Here is a 20,745-nt window from a genome sequence, read left to right as displayed (position 1 = left end):
ATCTTAAACTGGATTCTGTATCGTGCCGCAGTCAGCAAATTTTCGCGCAAGTATTTTCATGCTTCTCGCCATGGGCACCTTCACCATCGGCGATACGATCACAAAATACCTCCTGACCGAGATGAACAGCGGACAGTACATGCTGATCCGAGGCATATTCGCCACGGTGCTGATCGGTTTGCTCGCCTGGCGCCACGGTGCATTGCGCAATCTGTCGCTTGAAAAGATGACGATCCTGCGCGTCGTAGGCGAAGTTGTCGCCACCATCACCTATATTTATTCGCTCGGCCATCTCTCGCAGGCGTTCTGTTCGGCGGTCTTTCAGGCAACGCCGCTTGTCGTGACGCTTGGAGCGGCACTCTTCCTGAAGGAAAAAGTGGGCTGGCGTCGCTGGTCCTGTATTCTTGTCGGTCTTGTCGGGGTCCTCATCATCATCCGGCCCGGAACGGATGGTGCTGCAAGCCTTGCTGCCGTCGCTGTACTTCTTGCCAGCGTAGGTTTTGCCGCCACGCGGGATATCGCCACGCGCCGTGTGCCCGCTCACGTGCCGACCCTCTATCTCTCGACATTGACCGCAGGCGCGATAACATTGACCGGCGGCGCGCTGACCGTTCCAATGGGCGGATGGCAGCCCGTTGGAATTACAGCAGTCGGCGCCATGGCCATTGCCGCTGTCCTTCTCCTCGTCGGATATCACTTCATCATTCTCGCCATGCGTGAGGGCGAAGTGTCATTCGTTTCGCCGTTCCGCTATTCCAGCCTGCTGTGGGCAATCGGCCTCAGCACTTTGATTTTTGGCGAAGCGCCCGACATATATACGATCATGGGATCGGTTCTGGTGGTCGGAAGTGGCGTCTATATGGTCTATCGTGAAAACGTGTTGAAGAAGCGGGAACGCAACAAAAGCACATTGGCGACGATCCCGACCGGCGTGGAACCCTCATGATTGCAGGCGCAATCATCGCTGGCGGGCTCTCCAGCCGCATGCAGCAAGGCGGCGTTGCGGGTGACAAATTCCTTCAGCCGCTCGGCAGCACCGGCACTATCATTTCCCATGTCGTCAGAAGGATCAAACCGCAGGTCGAAGCGCTTGTCATCAATGCGAATAGCGATGATCCCCGCCTGACTGATCTCGGCGTGCCGGTGATCAAGGACCTGCCGGCGGAACATGGCGGCCCGCTGATCGGCATTCTGACCGCGCTGACGCAGGCACAAGAGCCCTCATTACTGCTAACGACAGCAGCCGATACGCCATTCCTGCCTCGCGACCTCGCGGACCACCTTCTTGCACGTCGGAAGCAAACCGGGGCGCGGATCGTTCTCGCCAGTTCCCTTAACCGGGTCCATCCGATTTTCGGACTTTGGGAAACCGGACTGGCTGACGAACTCACCGTCTGGCTTACCAATACCAGCAGGGCCAGCGTCTTCGCATTCGCCGAACATATCGGATTTGAAACGGTTGATTTTCCGCTTGCCTTCGTTGGTGATAGCCCGGAAACATATGATCCGTTCTTCAATATCAATCGGCCCGACGATCTTGTCGCCGCCCGAAAACTGGTTGAGGCAATGGAATGAACCAGAAGCTTTTCGGCATTACCGGCTGGAAAAACTCCGGCAAGACGACAATGACCGAACGTCTGGTCGCATGCCTTACGGCACGTGGATACCGTATCGCCACCATCAAACACGCCCATCATAATTTCGATATCGACCATGAAGGCACCGATTCCTGGCGTCATCGAAAGGCCGGAGCAGCGGAAGTGGCTATCGTCTCGTCGCAGCGCTACGCAATCATGCATGAAGGTCTCGGCGAAGAAGAACCTTCTCTATGGGAGATTGCGGCCAAGCTGGCGCCTTGCGATCTGATTCTGGTCGAGGGCTACAAGCGGGAAACGCACAAGAAAATCGAACTGCGTCGCGAAGGCGGCCATGCCGGGCCAGCTCTCTCCGTTGACGATCCCGCCATCGTCGCCATTGCCAGCGACCAGCAGCAACCCGGCGAAAAAGTGCCGGTGTTCGGCATCGATGAAATAGAGCAAATAGCCGATTTCATCGAAGGCGTTATGGGTCTCTGAGAGACTCTCTATAATTCCCCTCTTTGACAACACAATTCACCGCTTTCCGGTGAAGGCATGCAGAAAACGCCGAGGAATTCCCCCCTTGGACACACAATTTAATTACGCAGACCATCTTGCCAATCGTCTCAAAATGGTGGGAATATCGTTTGCAGATCTGATGGTGGGGACGGAAGCGCGAAAAAATATTGCGCATGATCGGCTCAACCATCTATTGGTAGTGGCCGGGGGGAATCCGCTACCAAACGTGCAATTTAAAGTTTCACGGTCGTGACTACCCCTTAAGCGGCTGAACCAGAAGAAATAATCAGGGAACCAGCCAGAACAAAACGAGAGGACTGAAAATGCGCGTATTGAAGCGTATCGCCGCTGCGGCATCTGTTGCTGCGCTGGCAATTACGATCGGTAGCATGACTGCCGGTGTTGCAAATGCAGAAGAGCCACTCAAGCTCAAGATCGGCACCGAAGGCGCCTATCCTCCATTCAACTTCATCAAGCCAGACGGCACCCTCTCGGGCTTCGACGTCGATATCGCCAAGGCGCTCTGCGAAGAAATGAAAGCGCAGTGCGAATTTGTCACCCAGGAATGGGACGGCGCTATTCCTGCCCTTCAGGCTGGCAAGTTCGACGCCTTCATCGCCTCCATGTCCATCACGGACGAGCGCAAGAAGCAGGTCGACTTCTCCAACAAATATTACAATACACCTCCCGGCATCGCAGCTCCCAAGGATACCGACATCAAGGGTGTGACCAAGGAAGACCTCGCTGGCAAGACCATTGGCGTTCAGGTTTCCACCACACACTCCAACTACTCGGAAAAGACTTTTACCGACAGCACGATCAAGGCCTATCCGACTGCTGAGGAATACCGTCTTGATCTCGCCAATGGCCGTCTCGACGCCGTCAACGACGATAGCGTGACACTGGCCGAATGGCTGAAGTCGCCGGATGGCGCCTGCTGCAAGATGGTCGGCACTTTCCCGCCGGTTATCGAGATCCACGGTCCGGGCGCTGGCGTTGCCTTCAAGAAAGGCCGTCCGGAGCTGGTTGAAAAATTCAACGCAGCCATCAAGGCGATCCGCGCAAACGGCAAATACAAGGAAGTCAACGACAAGTACTTTGACTTCGATGCTTATGGCGCCGAAAATTAATCAAAACTGACACCTATGCGCCGGTTTGCTTTCCGCAAATCGGCGCAAAACATTTGTATGGGCATGCCGTACAAGCCTTGCCGGGCAAAGCCTCGCAGGCGATAAAAACATAGGCAAATGCCTTTAGGAAAAAGAATAGGCGCATGGAACACTACGCCACTTTGTTGAGTTTCGGCCCCGACGGATGGGGTGCCAGTATTGCCTGGGGGCTTCTGGTAACCGTCTCGCTGGCTCTCGCAACACTCCCCGTTGGTCTCGCACTCGGATTTCTAGTTGCTATCGGCAAGCAGTCCACCGAACCATCGATCCGGCTCGCTTCAAACATTTACACGACGATCTTTCGTGGTTTGCCTGAGCTTCTAACCCTCTTTCTCGTTTATTTCGGCGCCTCTCTCGGGTTGCAACGGCTTCTCAGTCTGTTCGGCATCGAAGCGAATGTGGAAATCAATGCGTTCGGCGCCGGTATGGTTGCGCTAGGCTTCGTCTTCTCTTCCTATTCGAGCGAAGTCTTCCTTTCGGCGTTTCGCGCAATTCCGCGCGGGCAGTATGAAGGCGGTTATGCAGTTGGCCTGTCGCACTGGCAGACCATGCGCAAGGTCATCCTGCCGCAGTTGATCCGCATCGCCCTGCCCGGCCTTGCCAATCTTTGGCTGGTGCTGCTCAAGGATACGTCGCTGGTTTCGGTTATCACATTGTCCGATATTCTGCGGCAAACCTCCATCGCGGCACGCGTGACCAAGGAACCATTTCTGTTCTTCGGCATAGCCTGCCTGCTCTATCTGGTTCTCGCAATCATCTCGTCCTACTTCATCAATCGCATTGCCCGCTGGGCTGATGCGGGCGCCAACCGGTCGCGAGGTGCATGATATGAGCCAGACTGTTTCCACTACGACAATTCCCGCGATGGCTCCGCCACCCGTCATCAAGCAATGGACGCGGATGCGCATTGCCGGCCATATCATCGTTGCCTTCTGGTTCCTTCTTTTCGCTGGCCTTGCGATCTATCTCTACAATGCATGGCGTATCGATCTGTTTGAAACCTATGGGCCACGCTACTGGTCCGGGCTTCTGATAACGCTGAAACTGGTTGCCGTATCGATTGTCATAGGCGCCCTGCTCTCGCTACCGATCACGGCCGCGCGCATGTCCAACAATCGCTGGCTGCGCGGAATTGCTTTCGGCTATGTCTATTTCTTCCGCGGCACGCCGCTGCTGGCGCAGACATTCCTTATCTATTATGGCTTCGGCACCTTCCGTCCTTTTCTGGAAAGCATCGGGCTCTGGGTGTTTTTCCGCGATGCGTGGAATTGCGCCATTCTGGCGTTTTCGCTCAACACGGCAGCCTACCAGGCTGAAATCCTGCGCGGCGCTATCCAGAGTGTGGCGCTGGGCCAATGGGAAGGCGCTGCGGCGCTTGGCATTTCGAAGCGTGTGACGTTCTGGAAGGTCATTCTTCCGCAGGCGCTCATCGTGGCGTTGCGTCCTTACGGCAACGAAATCATCCTGATGATCAAGGGCTCGGCCATTGTAGCTATCATCACCGTACTTGACCTGATGGGTGAAACGCGCCGCGCCTATTCGCGGACATTCGATTTCCAGACTTATCTCTGGGCTGCAGTCATTTATCTGCTTATCGTCGAATGCCTGCGGCACGTTTGGGATTTCCTCGAACGAAGGCTGACCCGCCATCTCATTCGTTAGAGATCACTAAACCGGCATAAAACCAAAATATCGCCCCCGGCAGTCTTGCAGCTTCCGGGGGCGATCTGTTTAGAGCGCATTTCGATCTGATTGGATCAGATCGGCGCTCTAAATATTTGTTTTAACGCGCATCTTTTCCGAAAACCGTTTCACACTTTTCGGGATGCGCTCTAGAATACAGCTTCCAACAGTAAGGTAACAGGTTGAGTCATGCTGAAAATCTGGGGTCGTATCAATTCCACGAATGTGAAGAAGGCGCTCTGGACAGCGCGCGAACTCAATCTCGACTATGAACAGATCAATGTCGGTGGCCAGTTCGGTGGATTGAAAGATCCGGCTTACCTCGCACGCAATCCGAATGGGCTGATCCCCTTGCTGGAAGACGGCGACACAGTGCTGTGGGAATCCAATACCATCACGCGGTATCTCGCGGCAGCTTACGGCAAAGGCACACTGTGGATCGAAGATCCAGCCAAGCGCGCGCAGGCCGAAAAATGGATGGATTGGGCTTCCGCATCCTTCTACACCAATTTCAGCAACGTCATGAAGCATCTGATCCGGCTGCCGGAAGCTGAACGCGATCCAGCCATTCTGGAACAAGGTCTTCAGGGCCTTGCGCAATCAATGCAGATTGCCAACGAGGGCTTGAAGGAAGCTCCCTGGTTCTCGGGCGAGAACTTCGGTATCGGTGATATTCCCACCGGATGCTACGCCTATGCCTGGTTTGAGTTTCCAATTGAGCGCCCATCTCTTCCGCATCTTGAAGACTGGTATGGCCGCCTCAAACAGCGTCCGGCCTATCAGGCGGCCGTTATGACGCCTCTCACCTGATTTCTAGAAATATCCAGAGGAATGAACGAATGACGACATCCGCTAAAGTCGCCTTTCTGGGCCTGGGTGTCATGGGTTATCCCATGGCAGCTCACCTCAAGAACAAGGGCGGTCACGACGTCACGGTTTATAACCGCACGACGGCAAAAGCCGAAAAATGGGCCAAGGAATTCGGGGGCAACTTTGCCGCGACACCTGCCGAAGCCGTGCGCGATGCAGATTTTGTTTTTGCCTGTGTCGGCAACGATGATGACCTTCGTTCCGTAACCATCGGCCCGGATGGCGCCTTCTCAACCATGAAGAAGGACGCGATCTTCATCGACAACACAACAGCCTCTGCGGAGGTTGCTCGTGAACTGGATATCGAAGCACAGAAGCGCGGCTTTCATTTCATCGACGCCCCCGTCTCCGGTGGTCAGGCCGGCGCCGAGAACGGCATTCTCACGGTAATGGTCGGCGCGCCGGAAGCCGTTTTCGAGCGGGCCCGGCCAGTTATCGATGCTTATGCGCGTATGGTCGGCCTCATGGGACCGGTCGGCTCGGGCCAGCTTGCCAAGATGGTCAACCAGATCTGCATTGCCGGTCTCGTTCAGGGACTGGCCGAAGGTATCCATTTCGGCAAGAAAGCTGGTCTCGATATCGAAAAACTGATCTCGGTGATCTCGAAAGGCGCCGCTGGCTCCTGGCAGATGGAAAACCGGTCCGGCACCATGAACCAGGGCAAATATGATTTCGGCTTTGCCGTCGACTGGATGCGCAAAGACCTTGGCATCTGCCTTGAGGAAGCTGACCGTAATGGCGCACTTCTGCCTGTGACCGCCCTCGTGGACCAGTTCTATAAGGAAGTGCAGAAGATCGGTGGCAGCCGCTGGGACACATCTTCATTGCTTGCGCGGCTGGAACAGCCCTGAGACAAACGATCCTCAACAAAAAAGCCCGGCATTGCCGGGCTTTTCGTTTTCTATGCATCAAGCTTAGAACTTGACCTTTGCAGTGAGCGAAAGAGCGCTGACCAGATCATTACCGAAATCGCCGGTGCTGATCGAATCTCTCAACTCGCCTGAGCCGAGCCAACCGATAGCGCCAGCCAAACGCACATCAACGACGTCATTCGGCTTGTAGTTGGCTCCCAAACCAAACAGCCAAACGTCGGTCTGAGACGTCCATCCCGTGCTGGTGCCGCGATCCCACGTCACGGTTGCTGCACCCGACCATTGTTCATTGAACTTGTGGCCCACGCCGCCCGAAACGGTCCAGCCATCCTGATAGTACAGATCCAGCGAGGTGATTTTGGTTCCATCCGGCAGGCCGCGATTACCATTCGAAACGAAGGTCGCCTGTTGGATGCTCTTCCAGTCGGTCCATTTAACCGAACCAAAAGCTAGCCAATCTGGTGCGATACCCGTCTGGAACTTGAATTCAACCGACTGTGGAGCAGCAATATCGTTCGTCACATTCAAGGGTACGCCCTGTCCTGTGAGCGGGTTCAGCATGAGATTGTCAATCGTACCGTCGAGGTTGTACTTGACCTCAGACTGATAGACGAGAGACGCTCTCATCGCATATTCAGGGATTTCGTAGGCCGCGCCCAGACGCCAGCCAACCGAGCCGTCTTCTACATCAAGTGTAGCGACGCGGAAATTGCCTCTGAATGCGGTCGTCGGAGGGATCAGGCGAGTTTGATAGCCCTTAAGTTCCTGATAGCTAACGCCGCCCAGAATTCTGAAATACGACTTTTCGCCGACGGCAAACCGGTACGAACAGTTTAAGCCAAAGTCGCGCGACGAAATTTTCTGTTCAATCGCAGTGAAGGAGCGAAGGGTATTGAGGCCTACATCGGTCTCGATTCCCCATGGCTCCCGGTATTGGGCGGCACAAGCCAGATCGTCGGTCAAATCGAACTTGGCAGATACCTTTGGTACCCAGTAAGTCTTCGCTTCGTCGACTGAAGTTGACCAAGGCTTGCCCCGATCCGGTCCATAAGGAACGACTGGCGGGGTCGCAACACCGGGGTTCGCACGAATATTTTTCAGTTTACGCTGAGGCATAACTACCGTCGCACCAGCTTCGACAGCTGTTCCCTTTTCGAAGAGAATATCGAAATCCTGCGAGCTACGCTCAAAGCCGCCTGCATTGGCAGCAACCGCGCTTCCGAGGAGAGCTGCGACCATTCCTGCCATTTTCACGCGCTGTACACTCATAATGTCCTCCCAAACAGCAACGGTATTAACGTTGACGGAAACGTAAATCAGGAAGGATTCAGGCCGCAAGTCGCATTAATTTGGATTAGCATCATCGTACTTTCGGAGCATTCGTCAAAAATGGCTAAAACATCAAATATCGTGCCACTTCATTAGCAAAAATCGCCCGACACATGGCAAATCAGGCCCAAATCGGCCAATTTTCCGCCTCTTTTTTGCCTTGTTGCGAAAGCGCAACATTGGTCGAAAACAATCGAAACCAGAGTTCGATCTGCCGGTCCAACCCTTGAAACGGGTCCAAACTCCGTCCAGCCGCATGAAAAACGCCCGACAGTGAAATGCACTGTCGGGCGTTTGATTCGATAGGGAGTCGTTTTCTGATGTCAGGTCAAATCAGCCTGCATCACGGATGCGTGATTCAGCAGTTGCTACACGCTGCGCCGATTCCTTCAGCTCAGCCAACCGCTCACGCTCTGCCTCAACGACTTCCTCGCGCGCGTTCGCAACGAATTTTTCGTTGGAGAGCTTCTTCTCGATACGATCCATTTCAGCGGCAATCTTGCCGGCTTCCTTGGCGAGACGTGCTGCTTCAGCCTTGAGGTCAATCAGATTGCCTAGCGGGATGCAGATTGTCGCCTCATCAAGCAGCATCTGGGCTGAGCCCTTGGGAGCCTGTGCCTCGAACGAGACACTCTCCACGCGGGCAAGGCGCTTGATGGCAGCATCGTGACGAGCGAAGCGTTCTACGCTTGTCGCGTTGGCATCCAGCACGACAACCGGGGCAATCGCACCGGCGGGCACATTCATTTCCGCACGGACAGAACGAATGCCAGTGACGAGATCAACGAGCCAGTTGATGTCAGCCGCGGCTTCCTCGTCCTCAAACGACAGTTCCGGCCAGGCAGCAAGCGCCAGCACCGTATCGCGCTTCTGTCCCTCACCTGCGGTCAGGGTCCAAAGCTCTTCGGTCATGAAAGGCATGAACGGATGCAGTAGCTTATAAACCTGATCCAGACAATAGGCTGCCGTGGCTTGTGCTTCTGCCTTCGCAGCTTCATCGTCACCCATGAAGATCGGCTTCAGCAGCTCCAGATACCAATCGCAGAACTGGTTCCACACGAAGCGATAGGCAGCACCCGCAGCTTCATTGAAGCGGTAGGTGTCGATGCCTTCCGTCACGGCTCGCGTTGCCTTGGTCAGTTCCGTCAGAATCCAGCGATTGACGGCAAGCTTGGCGTTTTCCGGTTTGAAGCCGGCATCAAGCTTCACGCCATTCATCTGGGCAAAGCGCGTTGCGTTCCAGAGCTTGGTGCCAAAATTGCGATAGCCGGCAATACGCGCCGGGTCGAGCTTAACGTCACGACCCTGAGCGGCCATGATGGCAAGGGTGAACCGCAGCGCGTCAGCACCATATTCATCCATCAGCTCCAGCGGATCGATGACATTGCCCTTAGACTTCGACATCTTCGCGCCGTGCTTGTCACGAACGAGAGCATGCAGATAAACCGTATGGAACGGGATTTCGTCCATGAAATGGAGGCCCATCATCATCATGCGGGCAACCCAGAAGAACAGAATGTCGAAACCCGTAACCAGAACACTGGTTGGATAATAGGTTGCGAGTTCCGGCGTCTTGTCCGGCCAGCCGAGCGTCGAAAACGGCCAAAGCGCCGACGAGAACCACGTATCGAGAACGTCGGTGTCGCGCTCAAGTGCAACGTCTTCGCCATAGTGAGCGCGTGCGGCGGCTTTCGCTTCCTCTTCGCTCTTTTCGACAAAATACTGGCCATCTGGACCGTACCAGGCCGGTATCTGATGTCCCCACCAGAGCTGGCGTGAAACCGCCCATGGCTGAATGTTTTCCATCCAGTCGAAATAGGTCTTTTCCCAATTCGTCGGGACGATCTTTGTCTTGCCCTCGCGCACCGCCGCCATTGCTGGCTTGGCCAGTTCGCCGGCGTTTACATACCACTGGTCAGTCAGATAAGGCTCGATCGGAACGCCGCCGCGATCACCATGTGGGACAGCGTGCGTGTGGTCCTCGACCTTTTCCAGATAACCGCGCTCGTCCATCAGCTCGACGATGCGCTTGCGGGCTGCGAAGCGGTCCTGCCCTTCGAGTTCGTGGATCAGTGCCTTCAATTCCGGTGTCAGCTGCAGCCCTTCGAGGAAATCAACATTGTCTTTGATCGTGATCGACGCATTCGTCGTCAGAATGTTGATAGCGCGCAGCTCATTCCGCTTGCCCACTTCGAAATCGTTGAAATCGTGCGCGGGCGTGATCTTGACAGCGCCGGAACCGGCTTCCGGATCAGCGTAATCGTCTGCAACAATCGGGATATGGCGACCGACAAGCGGCAGCACGACATCGTTGCCAACCAGGGCGTGGTAACGCTCGTCCTTCGGATTAACCGCAACGCCGGTATCGCCCAGCATGGTTTCCGGGCGCGTCGTCGCAACGACGATGTAGGTATGCGGGTTCTCTGGATCGAATGGAACGTTCTCAAGCGGGTAACGGAAATGCCAGAGATGACCTTTCGTTTCGCGTGACTCGACTTCGATGTCGGAAATTGCCGTCAGCAACTTCGGGTCCCAGTTGACCAGACGCTTATCGCGATAGATGAGACCTTGCTTGTAGAGCGAGACAAAAACTTCCAGAACCGCGCGCGACAGTCCTTCGTCCATGGTGAAGCGCTCGCGTGACCAGTCACACGAGGCACCAAGACGGCGCAGCTGGTTGGAAATCATACCGCCGGATTCGGCCTTCCACTGCCAGACGCGTTCAATGAACTTCTCGCGGCCCATGGTATGGCGGTTTGGCTCCTGCCGTTCGGCCAGCTGGCGTTCGACAACCATCTGCGTTGCAATGCCCGCATGGTCCATGCCGGGCTGCCACAGCACGTTCTTGCCGCGCATACGCTCGAAGCGAACCATAATGTCCTGGATCGTGTTGTTGAGCGCGTGGCCCATATGCAGCGATCCGGTAACGTTCGGCGGAGGAATGACCACTGCGAACGGATCGGCTCCCGGCTTCGCGCCTGCACCCGCCTTGAATGCACCCGCTTCTTCCCAGCGTTCAGCAATTTTCGGCTCTATCGCCGCGGCGTCATAGGTCTTCTCAAGCATGGAATTATCCGGTCTTTATGCGCGATGAATGGATTGAAGGCTCAATAGCAACTAACAGCAGACAAATCACTTTAAAAGTGACAGCACCACTTTCGGTCACTTTAAAAGTGAAAACCCGCCTGCTGCACAGGCGGGTAATATTTCAATGGATCGGCTTGATACCGTTTATCGCTCGCCACGCACCACACGTTCGATTTCTTCCCGGACAAGCCGCTCAACAAGCGTCGGCAGATTATTGTCGAGCCAGTCCTGCAGCATCGGACGTAACAGTTCCGTAGCTATATCGTCGAACGAACGGCGTGGCTCGGCCCGAACCACATGGTTCAAATCCTGAAATGCGGCAGCTACCTGACGTTCGGCAATCTGCGACAGCATATGAGCAGCAGGCTGCATCTTTGCAGCGAGCTCAGTAACTGGCGCTACCGCCTCGGGCTGAACCGGGGTTTCCTGCTCGGCAATAGCTGCAGGTTCCTGCTTCATGTCCGCATCGAGTTCCGGTTCGAGCAAGGCGTCGACTGCTTCGGCGATTTCCGCCTCAACGGAAAGGTCGATTTCTTCCAGAGATATGTCCGCGTCGGCAGGCAGTTCCAAAGACTGCGCGGCCTTGGCGTGAGAATGATCGTCATTCTCGGCATTGAGAACAACTTCATCCTCGTCATCGGCTTCGATTTCAGGTTCCGGCGCTGCCTGCACCGGTTCGCCAATCGGGCCGCGCAATGTCGGTTCGTCCTGGAACACGTTGCGCATCATTGCTGGCTTTTCCGGCTGTGCGACAGGTTGCTCGGCAACCGGGCGACGGAACTCCGCAACCTCTCCACGAGCCGGAGAGGCCGTTGCCACCGGCGCTGGCTGACGGGTGACATCGCTGTCTTCAATGATCCTGCGGATGGAAGCGAGAATCTCCTCCATCGACGGTTCACGCGCTGCGCTGGATGTCTGTGCCATGGCTACTATCCGCTTTCCTGTATTGCGACATTGTCTGCAAAAGACAGAGAATCAATGGATTAAGGGTAGCGGACGATCCTCCGTTTGAGAATCCCCGGCCAAGGCAAGCTGGATCAAACTCACAGCTTTATGGATTTGTTAAGAATTGCGGGCGCTGCAAAATCGAATCGCAGCAAACAAAAAGGCACCCGAAGGTGCCTTTTCAATTCTCACTATGCTTGCAAGCAATCACCGACCGTCCGGTGTGCGCAGACCAAACCACTTGTCCTTGACGGCTTCGTAATGCTCTTCCGGCTTGTACTGAGCGACCTGCAAGCCCATCTGGCTGGCAGTCATGCGACCGGTCGCATTAAGAAGAGCATAGCTGGCGACAATAACGTTACGCTCGGATTCGACCAGAGCGATCTGTGCATTGATCAGATCGTTTTGCGAATTCAAAACGTCCAGCGTCGTGCGCTGTCCAACCTTGCGCTCTTCAATGACGCCATCGAGAGCAAGCTGTGCGGCGGAAATACCGTCACGATTTGCCTTGACCGATGCGCGGGCAGCTTCAAGCTGCGACCATGCGGAGCCGATAGCCTGACGAACCTGATCGCGAACGACGTCGACTTCGATACGTGCCTGACCGAGCTGTTCCTTGGACTGGCGAACCTGAGCCGAACTACGGCCACCGGTATAGATTGGGATACTGACGCCGACGCCGATGGACGCCGAGTTGCCATCGGTCTGCGAGCCGCCCTCGCCGGAATAAGTATCAAGGTGGCTGGCGCTTGCCGTAAGGCCGACGGACGGAAGCAGAGCACCTTCCTTGGCCTTCACGTTATATCCAGCAGCATTAACGGCATATTGGGTCGCAAGAATGCCCGGGTGTCCGGCAGTCGCAATGGAGAAAGCCTGATTTGGCGAGCTCGGCAGGTTCTTGGCTGCGGCTGCGGTCGCAAGCTTGTCCGGCTGAACGCCGATAACCTGCACATAGGTTGCTTCTGCCGACTTGACATCCGCACGTGCGGAATTCAACGCCGCTACAGCGGTCGAACGGCTGGCATCTGCCTGCGCAACGTCGGTACGCGTACCTTCACCCACGTCGAGACGGGCACGAGCCGCACGAACCTGTTCGTTCAAAGCTGCAAGGTTGCGTTCACGCAGAACAGCGATCTGGCGAGCCTGATAGACATCCATATAGGCTGTTACCGCCTCATAGAGTCTGTTCTGCTCTTCGTTGCGGAGATTTTCGCGCTGGGCGAAGACCTGTGTTTCTGCGGCGGCGACATTGTTCTTGGTTTGAAACCCATCGAACAGCATCTGGTTCAGCTCGATGCCGAACGTGCCTGTTGTGCGATAACCCTGACTTGAAGGTGTCTTGCCACGCCCTACGTTATAAGAACCGGTAATCTGCGGACGATAACCGGACTTGGCAATGGCCACGCCTTCATCCGTGACGCGGACGCCTGCGCGGGAGTAGTTCAGGTTAGCATTGTTCTTGTAGGCCTTCACGAGAGCGCCGGTTAACGTCTCCGAGAACGCCGCCTGCCCCGTTAAAATGGTGCCAGACAACAATGCTGCGGCCGCTACCAGTCCTTTGCACGTTTTGAACACCGGGTACCTCATATTAAGAACAAACGAATCCAACTATCGAACCGATCGGTTCGGGCAAATCCTAATAACCTCTAAATTCGGTTATTTCCATTGCCCCCGCCAGAGCTTGCACAAACAAATTCCGCAGCGTTGCAGAATTGTATCATCCACTAAAATTAAAATTCGAACTGCGGAACGCGCTCGAATCCCGGTAGCGGACGAACCGCAGTGTTGAACACACCGCGTCCCGATGCAACACCATTTTCTTTAACGTAAATCCGCGCAACTCCGGCGTTCCCCCGGCCTTCAACGGCAACGAGGCGTCCGCCGTCCTTCAACTGGCTGAGAAGTGCGTCCGGAACAAAATCGACAGCGCCTTCAATGACGATCACATCGTAAGGCGCTTCCGACGGATAGCCTGCCTGCAGTTCGCCTGAAACGATCACAACATTGTCATAGCCGAATTCAGCGAGACGGGCAGTCGCAGCAGCCGACAATACGGAATCACTTTCCAGACCGATCACCGAGCCAGCAAGCTTGGAGAGGATGGCTGCCGAATATCCGGTGCCGCAACCGACATCGAGAACCACGTCGGTGTTCTTGATACGGGCGAGCTGCACGAGCTTGGCGAATGGCGAAGGTTCCATAAGGTAGCGAGGCTGCTTGCCTTCGCTTTCCAGAAGCTGGTCTTCATCGATATAGGCGAGAACCTGACGGGCTGCGGAAACAAAAGCCTCGCGCGGGACGGTCAGGAAAGCATCGATAACTGCCAGATCGGTTACGTCCGTCGTACGGATCTGGTTGTCGACCATCTTTGTGCGAAGATCCTGGAAATCGGCTGCCATAGCCCTAAACCCTTCCTTGTCGCGGAATGCGATGTTTCATGCCATTGGAGCGCCGTGCATCCTTTTGGACGCACAAAGAGCACCATAAACGAGATTTGCCGTTGATGTGGCAAAAATCGGGGGTCCAGTCAACGAAACACAGCATTTGCGGCATTTATGCTCACTGATACCCACTACAGTTGTCGGCATCTGGATATGAAGATGCCGGAAAGCCTTCCGCGTCCCGGCATCTCGGTGCCTGTTTTGACACACAGCCTGCCCGAAACCGTTTTACGCTTTTCGGGATGGGCTCTATCGTTCGCAGCACTTTGAAACAAGCGCCCTCAAATCACATTATTGAGCGTTCGATGCCGGATAACCGGCCTCAGCCAGTGCAGAAAGAACGGCGTCCTGCGAAACCTTGCCGCCGAATTCGACCTCTTTCTTGTCGAGATCGATTTCAATTGGTGCGGTTGCATCGAGCTTGCGCAGTGCGACGGTAACGCTATCAGCGCAACCGCCGCACTTCATCTTGGGAATGGAAAACTTCATCAACTCAGTCACTCCTTATAGTGGATTGAATTTGACGTTTGATATCCGTCCGATATTAATCCCGTTTCAAACGTCAAATTCGAAAAACCCACTAGATTCACAAAGTTACTAGTGGTCTTTTTGCTCCGACATTTGCTCAGCACTCATATCCGAGGGATGCAAATGTCGGAATCAGACCACTAGGACTGAACATAAGATGGGGCTTCCCATCGTGGTAAGGTCAAGGGCTATTCTGCCATTCTTCTTATGGCGCTTCGCAGGTCTCCGGCACGCTCTTTTCCAATGCCAGCGGTGACTTGGTCAAAGACCCTGTCATGATCTGCATCGGCTTGAACGGCGGCTCTTCCTGCATGCCCGGATTTGTGAGGTGAATCGTGTAGCAGCCTGTAAAGACTTCCTTCTTGCCATCCGCCGTTTCGGCTTCGATGGCCAGTGGCTGGCTCCAGTAGATCTGTCCGGCGCCTGGATCAGGATCAGTCTTGCGCAGCGCGACTTTCACGCTCTTGGTATTCTCATAGCCTTTTACAAAGGTCTTGAAATCCGGCTCGCGCCCTTCCTCGGAATAATAACCGTAGGCTCGGGTATATTCCTTGCGATTGATCGCATTGTAATAGGATTCGATCAGGGCCTGTGGCGTCGAGCGATCGTCGCGATAATCGGGAACTGTCACGCCTCCGGCAGCATCCTGCGTCTGCTCGGAAGGCTTGGTTTCCTCCACAGGCTTGGAAGCATTGTCATGCTTTTCCTGAACGTTTCTCGGCGTTTCTTCGGGCGCAGCCTTCGGCGGATTTTGCGCAAAAGCGCTGTCAGCCGAAATGCCTGCAAGCCCCGTGCCCAGAAGGCCGATCACAGCAGCCAGCATCAGAGGTTTCATCCGGTCATTCGACATTCGCTTCTCCTCTTCCTAGCAAAGTTTTTGCGGAACGCGTCGAGGGCGCTCCCGATTTGGTGTATTGCAGTAATGATGTTACAACACTAACTATAGTGAAAACGTGGCAGGCGCAGAGGAAACTCAGCCTGTTGCGACATGATTGGACGATTCTCCGTCCATATGCCAGCACGATACCGGAAGAGAGAAAATGGGCCGTTTCGCAGTCATTACGCTAACTGACAAGGCAGCTGATCGCGTTCGCGAGATCATCGCATCGCGGGACGGCGCTCTTGGTATCCGGGTGGGTGTGAAGAAAGGCGGCTGCGCCGGAATGGAATACACCATCGATCTCGTCACGGAAGCCAAGGCAGGCGACGATGTGATCGAGAAGGATGACGCGAGAGTCTTCATCGCGCCTGAAGCCGTTCTTTTCCTGCTCGGCACCCAGATGGATTTTGAAGTAACGACGCTGCGGACGGGGTTTGTCTTCAACAACCCGAACCAGACATCGGCTTGCGGCTGCGGCGAATCCGTCGAAATCAAAGCGGCCTCCCCGGAAAGCCTCCGCCAGATGCAGGGCGCAGCCTAACTCAAGACAAGGTCCGTCAGCTAATGGATGACGAAGCTCTTCGCGATCTGTTGCAGGACTTCGGCCCCATCAGCATCCGCCGCATGTTTGGCGGCAAGGGCATCTATCATCAGGGCCTGATCTTTGCACTCGTCGTTCGCGACGAGTTGCTCTTCAAGGCTGACGAAATAACCATCCCGGATTTCATTGACGCAGGCGCCACCCAATGGACCTATGAAGGTCGCAAGGGCGGTGATCCAATCGCCATGCCTTACTGGAGCGTGCCAAGTGAAGCTTTCGATGATCCGGAAGTGATGACGCATTGGGCGCGCCTTGCTTATGATGCAGCGCTACGAAGCGAAAAAACCAAGCCCAAAAAGAAATCGGCTGCGAAGCGCTAGCCTCGCAGCCGATTGATTCATTTTTTTACTGCTTCGGTCAGATTCCAGTCGGAATCAGCATGAAGGCCGGAATGTCATTGCCGAAACCAACAGGCGTCGGGCCGTCATCGTCACGATCACGACGGCGTTTCTGTTCGTGCTGCGGCTTGCCGCGGCGCTCGTCATTGGAAGCGCGGATCGCATCACGGCGCTCGCTGGCTTCGATGACTGGTTGCGGCTGTTCGGCAGGATCGAGAACTTCGGCAGGCTTCGCCTTTGCCTTGTCTTTCGGCTTGTCCTTGCCCTTGGCATCCTTGCCTTTGCCGCGTGCATTCTTGCTCTTGCGCGGATCGTCTGCCTCATCAGAGGCTGGCAGGGTGGACAGATCACCATCGAGCCATTCGATCTTCTCGCCGATCATATTTTCGATGGCTGCAAGATATTTTGTATCGGAAGGCGTCACAATAGTGAATGCCTTGCCAGAACGCCCCGCGCGACCGGTACGGCCGATGCGGTGAACATAGTCTTCCGAGTGAATCGGAACGTCGAAATTGAAAACGTGGCTCACATCGGGAATGTCGAGACCGCGCGCGGCAACATCGGAAGCCACCAGCAGCTGCAGTTTGCCTTCCTTGAAGTTCGCCAACATGGTCATGCGCGCGCGCTGATCCATATCGCCATGCAAGGCACCAGCGTTGAACTCGTGCCGCGTCAGCGAGCGGAACAGTTCGGATACGTCTTTCTTGCGATTACAGAAGATGATCGCGTTCTTGAGCGTATCGCCTTCCGCACGGACGAGATCGCGCAGAACCGCGCGCTTGTCCCAATCCTTCTTGCTGGATTTCACCAGGCGTTGGGTCACGGTTTTGGCCGTAGACGAAGCCTTTGCAACTTCAACGCGCGTTGGCGAATGCAGGAACTGTTCGGTCAGCTTGGTGATTTCCGGCGGCATGGTGGCCGAGAAGAACAGGGTCTGACGCGTAAACGGAATGAGCTTGCAGATGCGTTCGATGTCCGGAATGAAGCCCATATCGAGCATACGGTCTGCTTCATCGATGACGAGAATTTCAACACCGGTCAGGAGCAGCTTGCCACGCTCGAAATGATCGAGCAGGCGACCGGGTGTCGCGATGAGAACATCGGCACCGCGTTCCAGCTTACGCTCCTGTTCATCGAACGACACGCCGCCAATCAGAAGGGCCACGTTCAGCCGATGATTGACGCCGTATTTGGTGAAGTTCTCCTCGACCTGCGCTGCGAGTTCGCGGGTCGGCTCCAGAATGAGCGTACGCGGCATGCGCGCCCGCGCCCGACCCTTTTCCAGTAGCGTGAGCATCGGAAGCACGAAAGACGCGGTCTTTCCGGTTCCCGTCTGCGCGATACCGAGAACATCCTTGCGTTCAAGGGCTGGAGGAATGGCTCCTGCCTGAATGGGTGTGGGCGCAGAATATCCCGCCGCTTCTACAGCAGCGAGCACTTTCGGGGAAAGACCGAGTTCGGCAAATGTCGTCAATGGAGGCGCAGCTCTCTTGGTTTGGAAATGATTTCCACCCATCCTGTCATTGCAGCCGCGTCATCGGGCGCAGGAACGAAGGCAGAATAAGGCGTCTGCAACGCAATATGCGTTTTCTTGCAGCATCGCGTACGTCCACAGCGTGCAAAAGTCAACCAAAATACCATCGAAAGATATCAAATTGCTTCAATTGTGTTGCGACAATCGAAATCAATGCGGAACTTGAACAAATTTACTCAAATTATCAAAAGCCAAAGAGCATTTGCGTAGCTGAATTACGCGCCACTTATACGCTGAACCTAATGCCTGAACTGTTCTGTCAAGATGCGCTCGTCCCAGGAATGATTTCGATCAAAGAGGATGGCCACCTGGCTGTTCGGTGCTTCCCGCACGGTAACAGCCCTGACCGATTTGACCTCATTATTGTCCGCGACCGCATTGACCGGGCGTTTTTCGGTTTCCAACAAATCCATGCGAACGGTTACGTGCTTCGGCAATAGCGCCCCACCCCAACGGCGCGGACGGAAGGGACTCACCGGGGTGAGCGCCAGAAGTGGCGCTTCAAGTGGCAGAATGGGACCTTGTGCTGAAAGATTGTAGGCGGTGGAACCTGCAGGCGTCGCGACCATCACACCATCGCAGACGAGTTCATCCAGACGCACCTTGCCGTCGATCGTTATCCGAATCTTCGCAGCCTGATAGGACTGACGGAAAAGGGAAACTTCGTTGATCGCCAAGGCCTCGAATGATTGTCCGGATTCTGTTTCGGCGACCATGACAAGCGGGCGAATGGTTTCCATCTGCGCGGCCAGAATACGCTCCGGCAGGTCATCCACGCTGAATTCGTTCATCAGGAAGCCGACAGAGCCGCGATTCATGCCATAGATCGGCGTACCGCTGTTCATGAAATCGCGAAGCGCCTGAAGCATGGTTCCATCGCCGCCAAGCGCAACGATGATATCGGCATCTTCAGCAGCCACATGACCGTAGCGGGCAACGAGTTCTTTTTGGGCGACAAGTGATTCTTCGGTTCCCGACGACAGAAAATGCAGCGCGAGCGATTTATCTTCCATATTTACAGTCCCGAATCTGGCCAACCCTGACAAGTTTGCCACTGTTTCCCCAACCCGCTATTGGCTATCACATGAAAAACCCGGTTGCCATGACCTGCCAGCGATGAATTTTCGTTTTACACGCGCTGCATTTGTGCTAATCGGGCGCAAGTGCCCTTATAGCTCAGTTGGTAGAGCACCTGATTTGTAATCAGGGGGTCGGGAGTTCGAGTCTCTCTGGGGGCACCAGCACATCGCCTTTGAATTGGCTTTTATGCAGTGATTACAATTACATAAGTTAGTTGATATTTTTTATTGTCACCTGCGACCTCAAATCAGTTTTATTCTGCAATGTAGATTCGATGCGCATCATTTTGATCGCACACATCACTATTTTCAGTTTCAAGACGCTCTATGCAGGTTTCCAGATTCAGTTCTGCCAGTTGGCCAATTGGGATCAGCGTCCCCCGCATCACGATAATGTCTTCCTATAAATACTAGATCGTTTTGACCGACGGTCGGATCGACATGGGCATAATCACAGGATGTTCAGCGTGTTAGGAGAGTTGACCGCCGGAACGGGAACCGGCATCGATCCAATTCGTTCATTTCGACGGCGGGTGCGAAACTAAAAATGGATAGGTGCCATGTACAAATTTTCGGCAATGGCAGCGGCGATGGTGATTATGTCGGCTTTTGTTTCAGCCGTTCCCGCACAGGCCCAAAGTATCGAGATCGGTCCCAATGGTATTCAAGTCAACCCGGACAGCGACCGCCGGGTTATTCCTGATCGTCGTTCTGAACGGGATGAAATCAGCGAACGCCGGGCTGCGAGGATTGCGCGTAGCGAGGGAATGGATGAAGTCGAAAGCGTTTCACGACGCAGAGGCGCGTATATTGTCCGAGGAATAGACCGTCGAGACAACGATATGCGTGTAGTCATTGATCGTCGCACCGGGGAAGTGCTTGAGGTACGCTAGTCCATAGTTGCATTGCCTTCGGGCGCAATTAGATCCGTCTTGATCCACCGGGCCCTCCTCCCGAAGTCGCGTCTCGATTTCGGGAGGAAAACGCACACTACCAGTTGCGTACGCAATAGCCACGCGGTGTCAGATAATATCCGCGAGCGCAGACCTTCTGGACAGGGCGGTTTCGCACACAAACGCCATTTCTGTTCAAGTGCCAGCCACGGGCGCAACGTGCTCTGGCCCGATTGGGAACACAGCGTCCATAGCGATTCATGTGCCAGCCAGGCCCACACCGCCACCCGACCTGCTCCGCAAGACTACCGGCATCATGCGTATTCGTGGGTTGTGGCATTGGCAAAGCGAACGACGGCACCGAAAAAGACATGACACCACCGAAAACGAGAAGAGCAGT

Annotated in this window: 20 protein-coding genes and 1 tRNA gene; 12 read left to right on the top strand and 9 right to left on the bottom strand. The window is 55.0% G+C overall.

The genetic code is table 11. The features are described from left to right. Positions 1-58: 58 nt before the first annotated feature. The 8 genes from KWJ32_RS16855 (at position 59) to KWJ32_RS16820 (ending at position 6,669) form a co-directional block, all read left to right on the top strand. Complete coding sequence (locus KWJ32_RS16855; protein ID WP_012092113.1) at positions 59-946, top strand: DMT family transporter; 888 nt, start codon at positions 59-61, stop codon at positions 944-946. Continuing rightward, positions 943-1,575 (top strand): molybdenum cofactor guanylyltransferase, encoded by a 633-nt coding sequence (gene mobA / locus KWJ32_RS16850; protein WP_151609906.1) that lies wholly within the window; start codon positions 943-945, stop codon positions 1,573-1,575. Before KWJ32_RS16855 ends, mobA begins: the two co-directional genes overlap by 4 nt. Next, positions 1,572-2,075, top strand: a complete 504-nt coding sequence (mobB, locus tag KWJ32_RS16845) for a molybdopterin-guanine dinucleotide biosynthesis protein B (RefSeq protein WP_043062073.1) — start codon at positions 1,572-1,574, stop codon at positions 2,073-2,075. The genes mobA and mobB overlap by 4 nt, the downstream gene beginning before the upstream one ends. A gap of 344 nt (positions 2,076-2,419) precedes the next feature. Continuing rightward, positions 2,420-3,226 (top strand): ABC transporter substrate-binding protein, encoded by an 807-nt coding sequence (locus KWJ32_RS16840; protein ID WP_010661304.1) that lies wholly within the window; start codon positions 2,420-2,422, stop codon positions 3,224-3,226. 143 nt (positions 3,227-3,369) lie between these two features. Continuing rightward, positions 3,370-4,092, top strand: coding sequence for an ABC transporter permease (locus tag KWJ32_RS16835; protein ID WP_010661303.1), 723 nt, complete (start codon positions 3,370-3,372; stop codon positions 4,090-4,092). Position 4,093: 1 nt separating this feature from the next. After that, a complete protein-coding gene (locus KWJ32_RS16830; protein ID WP_012092116.1) occupies positions 4,094-4,927 on the top strand; it encodes an ABC transporter permease in 834 nt (277 codons plus the stop codon). Positions 4,928-5,137: 210 nt separating this feature from the next. Beyond that, entirely contained in the window at positions 5,138-5,758 is a 621-nt protein-coding gene (locus KWJ32_RS16825; RefSeq protein WP_012092117.1) for a glutathione S-transferase, read from the top strand. A 29-nt stretch (positions 5,759-5,787) separates the two neighbouring features. Next, positions 5,788-6,669: an NAD(P)-dependent oxidoreductase gene (locus tag KWJ32_RS16820; RefSeq protein WP_012092118.1), complete on the top strand. Its 882-nt coding sequence runs from the start codon at positions 5,788-5,790 to the stop codon at positions 6,667-6,669. Positions 6,670-6,732: 63 nt separating this feature from the next. Here KWJ32_RS16820 and KWJ32_RS16815 read toward each other — a convergent pair whose 3' ends face one another. The 7 genes from KWJ32_RS16815 to KWJ32_RS16785 all read right to left on the bottom strand — a co-directional run bounded on the left by KWJ32_RS16815 (position 6,733) and on the right by KWJ32_RS16785 (position 15,870). Beyond that, positions 6,733-7,806: an OmpP1/FadL family transporter gene (locus tag KWJ32_RS16815; RefSeq protein WP_255412149.1), complete on the bottom strand. Its 1,074-nt coding sequence runs from the start codon at positions 7,804-7,806 to the stop codon at positions 6,733-6,735. A gap of 546 nt (positions 7,807-8,352) precedes the next feature. Then, a complete protein-coding gene (locus KWJ32_RS16810; RefSeq protein WP_012092120.1) occupies positions 8,353-11,085 on the bottom strand; it encodes a valine--tRNA ligase in 2,733 nt (910 codons plus the stop codon). 165 nt (positions 11,086-11,250) lie between these two features. Further along, positions 11,251-12,030 (bottom strand): PopZ family protein, encoded by a 780-nt coding sequence (locus KWJ32_RS16805; protein WP_151609905.1) that lies wholly within the window; start codon positions 12,028-12,030, stop codon positions 11,251-11,253. 228 nt (positions 12,031-12,258) lie between these two features. Further along, entirely contained in the window at positions 12,259-13,638 is a 1,380-nt protein-coding gene (locus KWJ32_RS16800) for a TolC family outer membrane protein (protein WP_010661296.1), read from the bottom strand. Between the two features lie 143 nt (positions 13,639-13,781). After that, the gene (locus KWJ32_RS16795) at positions 13,782-14,450 is read right to left on the bottom strand and encodes a protein-L-isoaspartate O-methyltransferase (protein WP_012092123.1); all 669 of its coding nucleotides are present in this window, start codon (positions 14,448-14,450) and stop codon (positions 13,782-13,784) included. Between the two features lie 333 nt (positions 14,451-14,783). Beyond that, positions 14,784-14,984, bottom strand: coding sequence for a heavy-metal-associated domain-containing protein (locus KWJ32_RS16790; RefSeq protein WP_010661294.1), 201 nt, complete (start codon positions 14,982-14,984; stop codon positions 14,784-14,786). A gap of 241 nt (positions 14,985-15,225) precedes the next feature. Next, on the bottom strand, positions 15,226-15,870 hold the full coding sequence (locus tag KWJ32_RS16785) for a hypothetical protein (RefSeq protein ID WP_012092125.1): 645 nt from the start codon (positions 15,868-15,870) through the stop codon (positions 15,226-15,228). A gap of 190 nt (positions 15,871-16,060) precedes the next feature. Here KWJ32_RS16785 and sufA point away from each other — a divergent pair, with 190 nt between their 5' ends. Then, positions 16,061-16,441 (top strand): Fe-S cluster assembly scaffold SufA, encoded by a 381-nt coding sequence (gene sufA, locus KWJ32_RS16780; protein ID WP_012092126.1) that lies wholly within the window; start codon positions 16,061-16,063, stop codon positions 16,439-16,441. Between the two features lie 23 nt (positions 16,442-16,464). Next, positions 16,465-16,821 carry a TfoX/Sxy family protein gene (locus KWJ32_RS16775; RefSeq protein ID WP_012092127.1) on the top strand — a complete coding sequence of 119 codons (357 nt, stop codon included), beginning with the start codon at positions 16,465-16,467 and terminating at the stop codon, positions 16,819-16,821. A 37-nt stretch (positions 16,822-16,858) separates the two neighbouring features. Here KWJ32_RS16775 and KWJ32_RS16770 read toward each other — a convergent pair whose 3' ends face one another. After that, complete coding sequence (locus KWJ32_RS16770) at positions 16,859-18,313, bottom strand: DEAD/DEAH box helicase (RefSeq protein WP_040129327.1); 1,455 nt, start codon at positions 18,311-18,313, stop codon at positions 16,859-16,861. A gap of 299 nt (positions 18,314-18,612) precedes the next feature. Next, entirely contained in the window at positions 18,613-19,386 is a 774-nt protein-coding gene (locus KWJ32_RS16765) for an NAD kinase (protein ID WP_012092129.1), read from the bottom strand. Between the two features lie 152 nt (positions 19,387-19,538). On the opposite strand from KWJ32_RS16765, the gene KWJ32_RS16760 reads away from it, so the two are divergent. Beyond that, positions 19,539-19,614: transfer RNA gene (locus KWJ32_RS16760), tRNA-Thr, on the top strand. Positions 19,615-20,012: 398 nt separating this feature from the next. Further along, positions 20,013-20,345, top strand: a complete 333-nt coding sequence (locus KWJ32_RS16755) for a PepSY domain-containing protein (RefSeq protein WP_010661288.1) — start codon at positions 20,013-20,015, stop codon at positions 20,343-20,345. The last annotated feature ends 400 nt before the right edge of the window (positions 20,346-20,745 follow it).

The organism is Ochrobactrum sp. BTU2, assembly GCF_024539785.1.
Taxonomy (GTDB): domain Bacteria; phylum Pseudomonadota; class Alphaproteobacteria; order Rhizobiales; family Rhizobiaceae; genus Brucella; species Brucella anthropi.
The sequence above is the reverse complement of the archived record's forward strand: the minus strand, read 5'-3'. Positions and strand labels throughout refer to the sequence as shown.